Source organism: Amycolatopsis sp. NPDC051102 (genome assembly GCF_040682815.1).
Classification (GTDB): Bacteria; Actinomycetota; Actinomycetes; order Mycobacteriales; family Pseudonocardiaceae; genus Amycolatopsis.
The window spans coordinates 821,558-835,417 of sequence record NZ_JBFBBT010000002.1; the positions used below are offsets into that span (position 1 = coordinate 821,558).

Here is a 13,860-nt window from a genome sequence, read left to right on the forward strand (position 1 = left end):
GCCGCCCGCGTGGGCGGGGGGGCGCGCCCCCCCCCACCCCCCCCCCCCCCACGGCGGCTCGCCTCGACGTCCCACGACCCAGGAGGATCTCCCTTGCGCACTGCCGCCCGGCTCGTCCCGACCCGGATTCCCCGGTCACCGGCCGGCGCGGTGCTCGTGCTGCACGGCGGCGGCAGCCGAGGGCGCGCCACGCCGGTCAGCCGCACCCAACCCTCGGTGCTGCGCATGATCCCCGTCGCCCACCGCGTCGCCCGCGCCGGCCACGCGGAGCTGGCCGTGTGGCGGCTGCTGAACTCGGTCCGCGGCTGGGACGGCGCCCGCACCCCGGTCGACGACGTCCGGTGGGCGCTGGACCAGCTGCGGCGGCAGCTGCCGCCCTCGACACCGGTCAGCCTGGTCGGGCACTCGCTCGGCGGCCGGGCGGCGATCCTGAGCGCCGGCGAGGACGACGTGTGCAGCGTCGTCGCGTTGGCGCCCTGGGTGTACGCCCACGACGGGGACGTCGACGCCGCGGGCAAGCGGATCCTGATCGTCCACGGCACGGCGGACCGGGTCGCCGACCCCCGCCGGGCGCTGGCGGCCGCGCAGCGCCTCGCCCGCACCGCGCGCGTCGGCGTGATCCAGGTGCGCGACGGCCGTCACGCCATGCTGCGCCGCCACCGCGTGTTCGACGGACTGGCCGCCGCCTTCACGACCGCGACCCTCCTCGGCCGGCCGCCGGCCCATCCCCGCGGCCCGCTGGGCCGGATATTGGACGGAGAGTCATGCGCAGTCGCCTGAAACCACGGAGCACCCGCGCCGCGCCCGGCCGGATCGTGCTCGTCGTCGGCGCTTCCAGCGGGATCGGCTTGGCCACGGCGCTCGCGTTCGCGGCCCGCGCCGACCACCTCGTCCTCGTCTCACGCAGCACCGAAGCCCTCAGCGCCGCCGAAACGGCCTGCCGACGTGCCGGCGCCGCCACGGTGGACGCCGTGTCCGAGGACATCGGCGACCCCGCGGCGGCCGGCCGGCTCGTCGCCCGGATCCTGGACCGGCACGGGCGCATCGACGTCGTCGTGCACACCGCGACGGTGATGGGCTACGGCAGCGTGGAGGAGATGCCGGGCGACGTGTTCACCACCGTCGTCGACACCGCCGTGCACGGCACCCTCCACCTGGCCCGCGCGGTGCTTCCGGTCATGCGCCGCCGGCACGCGGGGACGTTCATCGGGGTCAACTCGCTGCTGGGTTCGGTCACCGTGCCGCGAATGGGTGCCTACGCGGTGGCGAAGTGGGGACAACGCGCCGTGCTGCGCACCCTGCAGCAGGAAACCCGGGACGCGCCCGGGGTGTCGGTCTGCATCGTCAGCCCCGGCAGCATCAACACCCCCATCTACTACCAGGCGGCCAACTACACCGGCCACGCCGTCCGGCCACCGTGGCCGGTCCTCGCCCCGGAACGGGTGGCCGCGGCGATCACGCGGCTGGCGGACCGGCCGCGCCGGCACGTGTCCGTGCCGATCGGCCCGGGCAACCCCCTGGTCATCACCGGATTCCGGCTCCTGCCCCGGCTGTACGACCGCCTGGTCGGACCCCTGCTGAAGCTGGCGGTACTGACCCGCGCACGCCGCCGCCCGACACCGGGAACGGTGCACCACCCGGCGCCGGCGAACGAACGCGTCCACGGCCACTGGCCTGCGCCGCCCGGCGAACCGGTGGAGCTGCCGGACTGAGGGTTGTACACCTCGGAAGAATGCATCCGGATCGTGCTGGTGTACGGCGTCGAAAATAGGACACCGCCGCGGATGCGGATTTCGATGCCACGAAACTGAAGACGATGGCCTACCGGAAATGGGTTTCCATGATGTCCTCCCGGACCGAGACAGCTTTCCCAGCGATCGCTCGATGCCGGGCTGAACTCCGAAGCTAGCCCGCTGCGCCACGGGCCGGCGACGCCGATTCCGGTCCGAAAATCCGTGCAAGAACGCTGGACACCCGGGCGTCGAAGCGCTACAAGCTCAATGTCACGAGCGTCTCCCGCACTCCGTTCAGCGGCTTGCCACGGGCAGCGGATCGAGAGACGGTGGCTGCTCCGGACCCCGACGAAAAACTGCGGAACCGCCATGACGCCCACCACCTCGAAGCCGATCAGGAAGCGGCCGGCCGAACGGTCTGCCGCGTCGCCGCCTTCGGTTTCCGCGCGCGCTCGTGTCGGCTGGCTTCTGCGCGTCAACCGGACACTCGGCACCCGTTCACCGCAGCGGAGTCTCCACGGCTTCGCGCGGAACTTCGCTCCGGACCAGCGCATCGCCCCCAGCACGCTCTCGCGTTGGGAAACCGGGAAGGCCGCCATCCCGCACTGGGTGCCCGCGCGCTACGAAACGGCCCTTTCCTTGCCGCCCATGCTGCTTTCCGCCGCGGCGGACACGTCGTACCGGTACCACACGCCGCCTTCGGTGCTGATCCCGAACTGGGCACAGCGCCGGCGGCCGCCCGTGCCCGGACCGGGATTGGATCGGCTGGTGGACCGGGCGGTCGGCGACGACACGATGACCGCCGGCGACTGGGACCGGCTCATCGAGCTCATCGCCCGGCGGCCTCAGCTCGTGCTCTCCCCCGCCACGACCTGGTCACGGCTGACCGAGCGGTTGCTGACCGAGCTGAGCATCGCCGACGGCGTGCAGTGGATGGTCCGGGCCGAGTCCTACCACCGGCTCATCGCCCACCCCGACGGCCAGCAACCCGCGATCTCCACCGCCACCGCCGCGGCCGACGACAACTCGGCGCAGAGCATGATCGGCCACCTGTCGGTGTTCACGGCCAGCTCGCACCCGGCGGCCAGCACCTCGGTCGTCCGGCACGTCACCGACCCCGCCACGATCCGCACCTTCTACGGAGCCCTGCTGACCAGCGTCAAGAAGCTGCGGTACGGCCACTTCAGCCAGGTACAGGTCCGGTCGTTGATCCCCGTCCTGCTCGAACTGCTGTCCGGGAACCAGGAGGAAGCCGGGCTCGCGGCGCGCATGTTCGCCGCCCTGCCCGGAGACCTGCGCGCCCAGCTGCCCCGGCGAATCCGCACGGCGACCGGCCTCGCCGCGGCTGCCACCGCGGACGAATCCGTCATCCGCCTTTGCGACGGCGTACTGAGCACCGCAGCCGGTGAAGACCCGCTGCCAGCGGATCCCGTGCTCCCGGTACTGGTGCACGAGATGCTGGCCGACCCGGTCTTCGACGTCCGGCTGTGCGCCATGTTCCTGCTGTATGGCAGCCCCTACCGGCCACACCTCGCGGAGGCACTGGCCACCGAACTGATCACGCTGCTGCGGCGTCGCACCGAACGGCTTCGCACGCTCCGCATCCTCGAATCGTTGCGCGTGCTCGGCGGGCCGCCCCAACGCGCACTCGTCGAACGGCTTCTGCTCGCCCGAGACATGCCTGCCGAGATCCACGACATGGCCGCCTACACGCTCGGCCACATCGGCGGCCGAAGCACAGTCACGTTCTACCGCACGGCGTTCTCGCGATACTCGAACGACCGGGTCCGCGGTTCCGCGGCCAGCGACGCCAGCGTCCTCGACCGGCTCATCTACGCCTTCGGAATCCACCACAACGACGAATTGCTCCGCACGGCAGCCGCGAACCAGGCACTGCCGGGCAACGTACGCACTGCAGCGGCGTGGTGGCTCGGCTTGCCACCGCACCTGCGGCACAGCGCGACACTGTGACGACGTCGATCCGCCGCCGCTCGATACCCTTGCTGCTTGTGACATCGAACGACGAAACGCCGCGCCTGTTCCGTCCGCTCCCGGGGCGCACGGTCGACCGCTCGGCGGCCTATCGGTCACTGCTGCTGGAGCTGCTCGACCTGGTCGGCGCCGAGCGCCCGGACACGGACGAGCCGATGTGGCAGCACCGGGCCCGCAGGTCGGTCGGCACCACGGTGAAACGCCGCGCCAAGAGGCGGCGCCCGTGCCCGACGAGTGGTTCGAGCCGTTGCTGCGTGCCGCGGTTCACGAACCGAACCCGAGCTTCAACCGGCAGCTCGTCGAACCCGCCGTTGCGGCCTTCGGTCGCCGTCGCGTGCAACTCGCTCTTCTCGCCTACCTCGATTCCGATGTCACTTCCGACATCGCGGGCGCCGCACGGGCCTGGTACTGGGCCCAGCCCCACCCCACCTACGACCGTGGCTCCAACACCCCCACGGCCGACAGCGTCGCCGAGTACGAGGCGTACGGCGACCTGCGCGAGCGGTACCGCCGGATCGCCCTGCGCCGATTCGTCACCGAGACCGACCTCGACGTCCGGCGGTGCCTCCTCCCGGGCTTGCCGCTGGATGAGCGGCTGTACCCCGCCGAGCTGCACGACCTGGTGAGCCGAGCCGTGCGGATCGCCCGCACGTCGAGCGACGAATACCTTCGCCACCGCGTCGAAATCCAGGTCGCTCGCCGGCCGTGACAGCCGTGGGCGGCCGCGCTTTCTGTCGGTGCCGGCCGATACCTTGGGGCCGTGACGCTTCTGGGGGTTCTCGAAGACGACGAATACCTGCCCGACCACGGCGTGCTGGTGATCCGCGATCGCCACGTCTCCGACGCGGCCGAGCCGTGGGGCAACGAGCTGCTCGGTGAGCTGGCGACCGACGCGTTGTCCGGCACGATCGCCACCGCCGGGGACGGCTGGGTCCACGGGCGCGCCGGCGACCCGTACCAGGCGGTGCGGCTGGAAGCCCACGACGAGCCGCCGCCGGTCGTCCTCGCCGAATGGGAGGACGTCGTCGAGACGCCGTTCCACAGCCGCAGCGGCCGGCTCGCCTTCGCCAGCCTCACCGGCGGCGAGTACGAGGGCACTCTCGACCTGGGCCGGCGCGGGCTGTTCCGAGCCCGGGTGGCCCGTCGCGCGGCCGCGGCCGGGGAAGAAGGCGACGTCTGGCTGCTCCAGTTCTGGCCCTGCGACGGCGATCCGGGGTTGCCGCGCTGGGTGAAGCGGACGCGGCCGGCGGTCGATGCCCCGGATCCCGGCTGGCAGCTGGTCCTGGGCTACCCGGTGATGGAGGTGGCCTACTTCGCCGCCGGCTACGGGCCGCCGCGGCCGGAGTCGTGGCTCGACGAGCCGCTGCGCGGTGACCCGCCGGACGCGGCGATCTGCGCGCAGCTCGGCGTCACACCGCCGCAGTCGCCCCGCGAGGCCATCGAACTGCTCGTCGCGGCCGGTGTGCTCGTTCCCGACGGCACCCGGCACCGGCCGGCCGAGCGGGCGCCCTCCGCGGCCGACCGCCTCGACCTGCCCGGCCGGCTCGCCACCCAGGTCGAGCAGGCCGCCGCCCACGCCCGCTACGCCTGGGTCGCCGCGGACCTCACCCTCGTCGCCGCGTGGGGCCACCCCGCCGCGGTCGACGACCTCGCCGAACGGCTGCTCATTCCCGCCGGCGACGTTCCCGGGCTGCTCGCCTACGCCGCCACCCGGTACGTCGAGCCGGTCGACGGCGGGATCGTGGCGCGGCCCCGCCGGCCGCTGCCGTCATCGTCGGTCCCCGTGGCCGCGGTGCGGCGGCCGGTGCGGGCGGCGAACCCGGTCACGTTCGCGGGTGCACCACCGCGCGCCGGCGTGATCGGCGGCAACGGCGACGTCGTCGTGTGGCGACTGGACGGTCCCGTGGTCCTCGGCCACGTCCCCGACCAGTACCGCTACCGCGCGTACGAGACGCGCACCGGGATCGCGGTGGCCACCTCGTCCGGCCCGGGAGTGCTGGTGCGGTGGGACGGAACCGTCGAGCGGCTGCCCGTCGACCTGGGCACCCACCCGGTGCGCAGCGCCGACGGGCGGTTCCTCGCCGGGACCGAACTCCACGTCGGCCGCCGCTCGTGGGACCGGCCGCACCTGCTGGACCTGGTCACCGGCGAAGTCGCGAGCCTGCCCCCGGCCGACGAGCTGACCCGCCAGGTCCTGGGCGTCCACGACGGCACGGTGTACTACCGGCAGGGCTTCCACGCCGGCAGCCGCGCGTTCCGCTGGCGCCCGGGCACCGATCCGGAACCGCTGACCGCCGATCTCCAGCAGGTGGATCCCCTCTCGGGCGCCACCCTGGCAACCGATGGCGGGCAGACGATCTGGCGCACCCCGGACGGGGACCGGATCGCGGTGCCGGCCGGACGCCGCTACGAACTCGCCCCCGGCGGCCGGCAGCTGTACGCGTTCCGGTACGACCCGCCGTCGGCCTGGCTGCTGGACGCCGGCGCAGGCGAACCGCAGGAGCAGCCGCTCCCCGAAGGCTGCGACACAAGCACGGCCATCCCGGCGGCGCCGTTCTGGGAAACCCCGTCGACGCTGGTGTTCCACCACGAACGCGGCGGCGGCACCCGGCTGGTGCGCTGGCACCTGCGGGCGAACGACTTCGACCACTTCGACCTGCCCGCCCTGACCGGCTACCGGCCCTTCGCCATCCGGCCGATCCTGCGCGCCCCGGAGTGACCTGACGTCCCGCCCACGGGGCGGCCCCGGAACCGGAGCCGCCCCGTGGGGCGCGCAGGTCACCAGCCGACGGCGACCACCAGCCACTGCGGGTCCCCGTGCGAGACGAACGAGGACTGGCCGGCCACGTCGTCGTACGGGAAGCCGTACGCGAGGTGGTTGATGCCGTGGTCGTGCCAGAACTTCGCGTAGTAGTTCGCCGGCGCCGCCTGGTAGTAGCGCGACGGGTCCTGCCACTGCGACTGCGGCAGGTCGGCCGTGTGCCGGTTCAGCGCCGCGCACATGTCGGGGTTGCCGGCCAGCGACCCGGCGCACCCGGTGATGTTCGACGTGGGCTCGTTGACCCCCACCGACTGGGCGTAGGCGGTGAAGTAGTTCGCGTACCGGCCGCCGGCGCGGAAGTCGGGAGCGCTGCCCGGAGCCGGGATCCGGTACGGCGCGTTCACCGTCGCCAGGCCCTTGAACTCGGCGGGCACCTCGGCCTGGAACTTGGCGAACGTGGCCGAGCGGTCCTCCTGGAACGTCGGGTAGTCGTCGCCGACCTGCACGTCGTAGCCGTCGTGCGCGTGCAGCCGCATGGCGAGCTTCAGCGCGAACGCGTCCACCCGGGTGGTGTTGCCGTTGAAGACGTCCGGGCCGACGGTGAACTCGATGAAGTCGGCGTACTGGCCGTTCGGCGTGCCCAGGTAGAAGTACATCCGGCCGGCCGAGTTGGCCGGCATGTCGATGTAGGGCTGCTCGGCGATCGAGTGGGTCTGGCCGCCGAAGTTCCAGTACACCTGGCTGTCCGGGTACTTGCCGTTCGTCCGGTTGAGCACCTTGACCGTGAGCACGTTCCGCGCGGCCGGGATGGTGCTCGTGTCGCCCCAGAACGAATCGGGCGGGACGCCGGCGCCGGGCTGCGTGGTCCCGCCGCCGGTGCCGAAGACCTGGAACTCCCACAGCGAGACGCCGTAGGCGGTGGCCCGCGCGGTCGTGGACAACCGCACGTACCGGCCGGAGCCGGTGACGTTCAGGGTCTGCACACCACCGGTCCCGGTCGTCGTCTGGTACACAGTGGACCAGTCGGATCCGTTGCCGGACAACTGGATCTGGTAGGCCGTGGCGTAGGCCGCCTCCCAGCGCAGCACGACCTGGCTGACGGTCGCCGCACCGCCGAGGTCGATCCGGATCCACTGTGGATCGGCGAACTGCGACGACCAGCGCGTGCCGGTGTTGCCGTCCACCGCGGCCGTCGCCGGGGTGCCGGCGTTCTCGACCGACGACGCGGTGACGGATTTGCCCTGGGAAATCAGTGTGTCGGCGGCGGCCGCCGAGGGGACGGCGAAGCCGAGCGCGGCGACCGCGAGGGCCGCCGCCAGGATCGCCGAGCGGGTACCGGGTCCGCGGCGACGGCGCCGCGGCGGGGCGTTCGTGAACATCGTTTCTCCCTGGCTGGGACGTGGGCGGACCCGCCGCCCGGCCAGGGCACGGCGTGATCCGGCTCGTCGCCTGAACGCCGGGCGGATGCCCACGAGGGCCGGCTGGGACGATCGGTGAAAAGGTTCATACCACCACCCCCGCCCTGTCAACCCTTGACAGACCGGCGCCGCGCGGCGATCCTCGGAACCGGTTTCACCTCGATCCTCTGCGTGGCGCCGCCACCCGCTCAGGGGCCGGCTCGCCAGGAGTCAGCCATGCTCAGCAGCGCCGTTTCCGCCCGGGTCCCTTCGCCGACCCCCTCCGAGGCCACCCTGCGCGCACCACGAGCCCCCGGCCGCGAACGCCGGACGCCGGGCGACGCTCCGGCCGCCTCAGCCGGGTAGGTACCGGGCTGAGCCGAGCCACCGGCGCGAGGTGGTTGGATATCCGCTCACCGGTCTTGTCGGCGGCGAAGAATTTGCGCTACCTTGACTGGGAGCGCTCCCAGTCACGCGTATCCCACGCCTTGCGGCATCGTTCCCGGCGTGCTGCCGGCCGTTTCCGCCGGTGCTGACAAGCGAAGCTGTCTCGCATTCCGTGAGAGAGGAACACCATGCGAGCTACCGCGAGAAGGAATCGCACGGGCCTCCGAGTGATGGGCACAGCCGTGCTGGCGGCCCTGGGCGTCGTGCTCCCGTCCCCGGCGGCCTCGGCCGCCACCGTGGACCCGGCCGCCGCGTACGTCCTGGTCAACCGCAACAGCGGCAAGGCACTGGAAGTGGCCGGCGACGCGACCTACGAGGGCGCCCGGATCACCCAGCGCACGCGCGACAACCGCGCCGCGCAGCAGTGGCAGTTCGTCGATTCCGGCGGCGGCAGCTACCGCATCAAGTCCAAGCTCAGCGGCAAGGTGCTCGGTTTCCCCTCCACCGCCGACCGCGCGGGCCTGGTGCAGAGCACCGACGACGGCCGCTCCGGCCGGCAATTCCGGCTGGCCGATTCCGCCGGCGGCGACGTGCGCCTGCTGAACCGGGCCAGCGGCAAGGCCGTGGACGTGCTGAACTCCGCCACGACCGACGGCGCGCGGGTCGTCCAGCTGCCCGACACCGGCGGCGCCAGCCAGCGGTGGCAGCTGGTCAAGCTCCCCGCCGACACCACGCCACCGACCGTGCCGGGCGACCCCCGCACCTCGAACCTCACGTGCACCGGGGTGGTGCTCTCGTGGACGGCGTCGACCGACGACGTCGGGGTGGCCTTCTACGACGTCTACCACGACGGCCAGCTCATGACCTCGGTGCCGGGCACGGCGCTGTCGGCGGAGCTGACCGTCGTGCCCGGGGCCACCTGGGGTCTGTACGTCAACGCCCGGGACGCCGCGGGCAACGTCTCCCAGGCCAGTACCACGGTCACCATCGCCGTGCCGCAGTGCCAGGCCGACACCGAGCCGCCCACCACCCCCACCGGCGTGACGGCGACCGCGTCGGGCACCACGGTGACCGTGCGCTGGACGGCGGCCACCGACAACGTCGGCGTCACGGGCTACGAGGTGCTCCGCGACGGCGCTGTCGCCGGCTCGACCAGCGGCGCCGCTTCGACGTCGTTCACCGACAGCGCCCTGAGCGCCAACACCCTTTACCAGTACCAGGTGCGGGCGCGCGACGCCCAGGGCAACCGATCGGCCGCGAGCACGCCGATCGCGGTCACCACGGGCTCCGCCTGCGCCACGGCTTTGTGCTCGGTCACCCGGGTCACCACCGAGACCGACCTGCCCTGGGGACTGACCACCCTGCCCGACGGACAGGTGCTCTACAGCCGCCGCGACACCTTCGAAATCGTCCGCCTCGACCCCGCCACCGGCACGAAGACCGTCGTCGGACGGATGCCGGACGTGGCCGGGACCGACGGCGAGGGCGGGGTCCTCGGCATCGCCGTGGCCGCCGGCTTCGCGAGCGATCCGTGGCTGTACGTCATGCACACGACTTCGACCGACAACCGGGTGGTGCGCATCCGCTACACCGGCGGCGTGCTCACCGGCACCCCGGAGGTACTGCTCACCGGCATCCCGCGCAACAAGTACCACAACGGCGGCCGGCTGCGCTTCGGGCCCGACGGCAAGCTCTACATCTCGACCGGCGACGGCCAGAACAGCGCGTGGGCCCAGGACCTCACCGTCCTCGCCGGCAAGGTCCTGCGCATCAACCCCGACGGCAGCATCCCCTCGGACAACCCCTTCGGCACGCCGGTGTGGAGCTACGGCCACCGCAACCCGCAAGGCCTGGCCTTCGACGCACAGGGCCGCCTCTGGGAGCAGGAGTTCGGCAACTCCGTCATGGACGAGACCAACCTGATCGTCCGCGGCGGCAACTACGGGTGGCCCGCCTGCGAGGGCACCACCGGCGACTGCGGGCAAGCCGGCTTCATCGCCCCCAAGCACACCTACCCCGTCGCCGAGGGGTCGTGCAGCGGCATCGCCGTGGTCCGCACCGGTCTCTACATCGCCTGCGAGCGCGGGACGCGGCTGTACCGGGCCGAAATCTCGGGCGACAGCCTCACCGACGTCCAGCAGTACCTCAACGGCACGTACGGGCGGCTGCGCACCGTGGAACCGTCCGCCGACGGCGGGCTGTGGCTGACCACCACGAACTACGGCGACAAGGACAGCATCCCGAACAACAGCAACGAAAGCATCCTCAAGGTCGAGCTCGGCCGCTGAACCGCCGCCGCGGGCCGGTCTTCCCGGCCCGCGGCCGGTCCGCTCACGAAAGGAGAGCCGTGATGGCTCAGCGCAGGACGCCGCGTCACCGTCGCATGTGGACGGTTTCGGCGGCCGCGATCGTCGTCGCGGGCGTGGTGGCGCCGGCGGCGTCCGGCACCACCACGGCCGCACCGTGCACCCCGGGGGCGACCTACGGTCCGCCGTTGCCGGGCCGGACGGTGACGGCCCAGCTCATCCGGGGCGGGTTCACCTTCCTCGAGGGGCCCACCTGGGACCGGCGCACGGGCACCCTGCTGATGTCGGACATGCAGAACCCCACGGGCCTGCAAGGCGTGCAGCCGTCGTCCGTGGTCCGGTACACGCCGCCGGCCGGCTTCGACACGTTCATCGCCGGCTCCGGCAGCAACGGCCTGGCGATCACCGCCGACGGCACGCGGGTGCTCGCGGCCACCCACGACAACCGCACGGTTTCCGCCTACAGCCTGGCCGACCGCAGCCGGACGACCGTCGCCGCCGGCTACCTGGGCCGGGCGTTCAACTCGCCGAACGACCTGACCATCGGCGCGGACGGCACGACCTACTTCACCGACCCCGATTACCAGCGGGGCAATCGCGCCGACGAGCAAGGCGGCCGGACCAGCGTGTTCCGCGTCCACGACGGTGTGGTCAGCCTCGTCGACGACACGCTGCGGCAGCCGAACGGCATCGTCCTGTCCCCCGACGGCAAGACGCTCTACGTGGGCGCCACCGGCGGCGACGTGATCATGAAGTACACCGTCTTCCCCGACGGCACCACGGGCAACCGCACGACGTTCGCGACCATCCGCACCCCCGACGGCGCGACCGTCGACTGCGCGGGCAACCTGTACTGGGTCTCCAACTCCGAAGGGCTCGTCCACGTCTACTCCCCGTCGGGCGCCCAGCTCGGCACGATCTCCGCCGGCCGCCCCAGCACGAACGCGGCGTTCGGCGGACCGGACGGGCAGACGCTGTACATCACCTCGGGAGTGTCCGGCGGCGGGTTCGGCCTCTACCAGACGCACCTCGGCGTGCCTGGCAACCCCTACTGACCGGAGCCGCACTCTTCCGTCCACCGTATTCTTTGTATACATTGCATCCTATGGAGGTCTACGACGAAGTCCGCAGCCTGATCGTGCTCGGCACCTACCCCGCCGGGCGGCCGGTGACCGAGCTGGAGCTGTGCGAACGGCTCGGCGTCAGCCGCACGCCGGTCCGGGAGGCCTTGCGGCGCCTCGAGAGCGACGGCCTGGTGCGGGCCGCGCGGCGCGGTGTGACGGTGGTCGAGCTGGACGCCAAGGCGTTGCGGGACGCTTACCTCGTGCGCGCCGCCCTGGAGGCGCTGACCGCAGAGCTGGCCGCACGCCGGCAGCGGGACGGCGAGCTGTCCCCGGCGAACCTCGCCCGGCTCGCCGAGCACGCCGAGCTGGCCGATCAGGCCACGCGGCACGGGGATCTGGCCGCGGGTGTCCGGCACAACCGGGCGTTCCACCAGTACATCGCCACGCTGGCGGACAACCCGGCGGCACGGGAGGTGCTGGACCGGATCTGGGACCAGATCGTCGTCACCACGCGGGTCTCGCTGACCGCGCCGGCCCGGCCGGTCCTGGTGGACGACGAACACCGCCGGTTGCTCGAAGCCATCACCGGCGGCGATCCGCAGGCGGCCGCCACCCACGCGCGGGAACACGTCCTGGCCACGATGTCCGTCCTCGCCGGGCAAGGAGAAGAAGCATGAGCAAGCAGCACGACTACCGGGTCACGGTCCGCTGGAGCGGGGACACCGGGGCCGGCTACCGCGGCTACGGGCGCGACCACGACGTGCTCGTCGAGGGCAAGCCGGTCCTGAAGGGCAGCGCCGACCCCGCGTTCCGCGGCACGCCCGAGCGGTGGAACCCGGAGGAACTGCTGGTCGCTTCCCTCGCGGAGTGCCACATGCTCACCTTCCTGTCGCTGTGCGCGCGGGCCGGCGTCGTCGTGACCGGCTACGTGGACGCCGCCGGCGGTGTCATGCGGGAGGAACCGGGCCACAGCGGCCGGTTCACCGAGGTCGTGCTGCGCCCCGAGGTGACCGTCGCCGCCCCGGCCACGGCCGAGCGCGTCGAAGCGCTGCACAAGCAGGCGCACGACGGGTGCTTCATCGCCAACTCGGTGAACTTCCCCGTCCGGCACGAGCCGGTCACCTTCAGTTCGTGAGCGCGCTGCGCCCGGGAGTCGAAGCCCAGCGTCAGCGGAGCGCCGCCGGGACCGCGGGGATCGCGGCCGGCGCGGCCCCAGCCGGTGCCCGACTCCAAGCCACGATATGAGTCGCAAACTCAGAATGCGGGCGTGTGTCGCGCCGTCAACAGTGTGCGCCGCGGATAGACTGGGCGGCACACCACGGGCACGGGGCGAGGCGATGGCAGAGGAAGAACGCAGCGGCACGACGCCGGTGCTGGTGCTGCGCAAGTTCAAGCAGATCCTCGAGTCGTTCACGATCGACAACCCCGAGCTGACGCTGCAGCAGATCACCCGGTCGACCGGGCTGCCCGCCAGCACCTGCCAGCGGCTGGTGCACAACCTGGTGCGCGAGGGTTTCCTCGACCGCTACGACGACACCTACCGCGTCGGGCTCGGCCTGGTCCGCTGGGCGGCACCCGGCACGTTCGGCCTCGACCTGGTCCGGCTGACCCGGCCGGCACTGCAGCAGCTGCGCGACGAAACGGGCGAGACCGCGTGCCTGTACGTCCGCGACGGCGCCCACCGCACGGTGATCTCGCTGGCGGAGTCCCGCCACCCGGTGGTCCGGCTGTTCGTCGTCGGCATGGTGATGCCGCTGCACGCGGGCTCGGCCGGCAAGGTGTTCCTGGCGTGGGACAAGCTCGCCGTCAAGGACGCCATCGGGCACGGCCTGGCGCGCTTCACCTCGCGCACGGTCGTCGACATCGACCTGCTTTCCGAACAGCTCGAGCAGATCCGCGAGGCGGGCTACGCGGTGAGCTTCGAGGAACGCGACCTCGGCGCGGCGTCGTTGAGCGCGCCGGTGTTCGGCCTGAACGGCGAAGTCAGCGCGGCGATCGGGATCGGTGCACCCACCCAGCGCATGACGCCGGCGGACGTGCCGAGGCTGGCGCCGATCGTCGTCGAAGCGGGGCGGCGGGCGTCGGAGCGGCTGGGGTACCGGCCGGGCGTGGAGCGCGTCGCCGCGCTCTGATCCATCCGGCGTTCGCGCCGTGCCGGGGCGGAGCCGTGCCCTTGACGCCGCTCTCCAGCGGTCACATCATGGGTTGACGAACCACATA

11 protein-coding genes are annotated in these 13,860 nt (G+C 72.3%); 10 read left to right on the plus strand and 1 reads right to left on the minus strand.

What is annotated here, in order from left to right:
• Window positions 1–93: 93 nt before the first annotated feature.
• The 5 genes from AB0M93_RS09790 to AB0M93_RS09810 all read left to right on the plus strand — a co-directional run bounded on the left by AB0M93_RS09790 (window position 94) and on the right by AB0M93_RS09810 (window position 6,444).
• Entirely contained in the window at window positions 94–780 is a 687-nt protein-coding gene (locus AB0M93_RS09790; RefSeq protein ID WP_364270333.1) for an alpha/beta hydrolase, read from the plus strand.
• Entirely contained in the window at window positions 765–1,712 is a 948-nt protein-coding gene (locus AB0M93_RS09795; RefSeq protein ID WP_364270336.1) for an SDR family NAD(P)-dependent oxidoreductase, read from the plus strand. Before AB0M93_RS09790 ends, AB0M93_RS09795 begins: the two co-directional genes overlap by 16 nt.
• A gap of 390 nt (window positions 1,713–2,102) precedes the next feature.
• Entirely contained in the window at window positions 2,103–3,704 is a 1,602-nt protein-coding gene (locus tag AB0M93_RS09800) for a hypothetical protein (protein WP_364270339.1), read from the plus strand.
• Window positions 3,705–3,948: 244 nt separating this feature from the next.
• Entirely contained in the window at window positions 3,949–4,434 is a 486-nt protein-coding gene (locus AB0M93_RS09805; protein ID WP_364270342.1) for a hypothetical protein, read from the plus strand.
• Window positions 4,435–4,485: 51 nt separating this feature from the next.
• Complete coding sequence (locus AB0M93_RS09810) at window positions 4,486–6,444, plus strand: hypothetical protein (protein WP_364270345.1); 1,959 nt, start codon at window positions 4,486–4,488, stop codon at window positions 6,442–6,444.
• A 59-nt stretch (window positions 6,445–6,503) separates the two neighbouring features.
• On the opposite strand, the gene AB0M93_RS09815 is transcribed toward AB0M93_RS09810, so the two are convergent.
• The gene (locus AB0M93_RS09815; RefSeq protein WP_364270348.1) at window positions 6,504–7,865 is read right to left on the minus strand and encodes a beta-1,3-glucanase family protein; all 1,362 of its coding nucleotides are present in this window, start codon (window positions 7,863–7,865) and stop codon (window positions 6,504–6,506) included.
• A 635-nt stretch (window positions 7,866–8,500) separates the two neighbouring features.
• Between AB0M93_RS09815 and AB0M93_RS09820 the strand changes: the two genes are divergently transcribed.
• The 5 genes from AB0M93_RS09820 to AB0M93_RS09840 all read left to right on the plus strand — a co-directional run bounded on the left by AB0M93_RS09820 (window position 8,501) and on the right by AB0M93_RS09840 (window position 13,772).
• Window positions 8,501–10,558, plus strand: a complete 2,058-nt coding sequence (locus tag AB0M93_RS09820; protein ID WP_364270351.1) for a PQQ-dependent sugar dehydrogenase — start codon at window positions 8,501–8,503, stop codon at window positions 10,556–10,558.
• 62 nt (window positions 10,559–10,620) lie between these two features.
• Window positions 10,621–11,631, plus strand: a complete 1,011-nt coding sequence (locus AB0M93_RS09825) for an SMP-30/gluconolactonase/LRE family protein (protein WP_364270354.1) — start codon at window positions 10,621–10,623, stop codon at window positions 11,629–11,631.
• A gap of 50 nt (window positions 11,632–11,681) precedes the next feature.
• Window positions 11,682–12,317: a GntR family transcriptional regulator gene (locus AB0M93_RS09830; protein WP_364270357.1), complete on the plus strand. Its 636-nt coding sequence runs from the start codon at window positions 11,682–11,684 to the stop codon at window positions 12,315–12,317.
• Complete coding sequence (locus AB0M93_RS09835) at window positions 12,314–12,775, plus strand: OsmC family protein (RefSeq protein ID WP_364270360.1); 462 nt, start codon at window positions 12,314–12,316, stop codon at window positions 12,773–12,775. The genes AB0M93_RS09830 and AB0M93_RS09835 overlap by 4 nt, the downstream gene beginning before the upstream one ends.
• Before the next feature lie 202 nt (window positions 12,776–12,977).
• On the plus strand, window positions 12,978–13,772 hold the full coding sequence (locus AB0M93_RS09840) for an IclR family transcriptional regulator (RefSeq protein ID WP_364270363.1): 795 nt from the start codon (window positions 12,978–12,980) through the stop codon (window positions 13,770–13,772).
• Window positions 13,773–13,860 lie beyond the last annotated feature (88 nt).

Bases quoted from the DNA above. Each gene is read 5' to 3' on its own strand.
- AB0M93_RS09795 (WP_364270336.1), top strand. From the start codon at position 765: ATGCGCAGTCGCCTGAAACCACGGAGCACCCGCGCCGCGCCCGGCCGG.
- AB0M93_RS09800 (WP_364270339.1), top strand. From the start codon at position 2,103: ATGACGCCCACCACCTCGAAGCCGATCAGGAAGCGGCCGGCCGAACGG.
- AB0M93_RS09815 (WP_364270348.1), bottom strand. From the start codon at position 7,865: ATGTTCACGAACGCCCCGCCGCGGCGCCGTCGCCGCGGACCCGGTACC.
- AB0M93_RS09820 (WP_364270351.1), top strand. From the start codon at position 8,501: ATGGGCACAGCCGTGCTGGCGGCCCTGGGCGTCGTGCTCCCGTCCCCG.
- AB0M93_RS09825 (WP_364270354.1), top strand. From the start codon at position 10,621: ATGGCTCAGCGCAGGACGCCGCGTCACCGTCGCATGTGGACGGTTTCG.
- AB0M93_RS09830 (WP_364270357.1), top strand. From the start codon at position 11,682: ATGGAGGTCTACGACGAAGTCCGCAGCCTGATCGTGCTCGGCACCTAC.
- AB0M93_RS09835 (WP_364270360.1), top strand. From the start codon at position 12,314: ATGAGCAAGCAGCACGACTACCGGGTCACGGTCCGCTGGAGCGGGGAC.
- AB0M93_RS09840 (WP_364270363.1), top strand. From the start codon at position 12,978: ATGGCAGAGGAAGAACGCAGCGGCACGACGCCGGTGCTGGTGCTGCGC.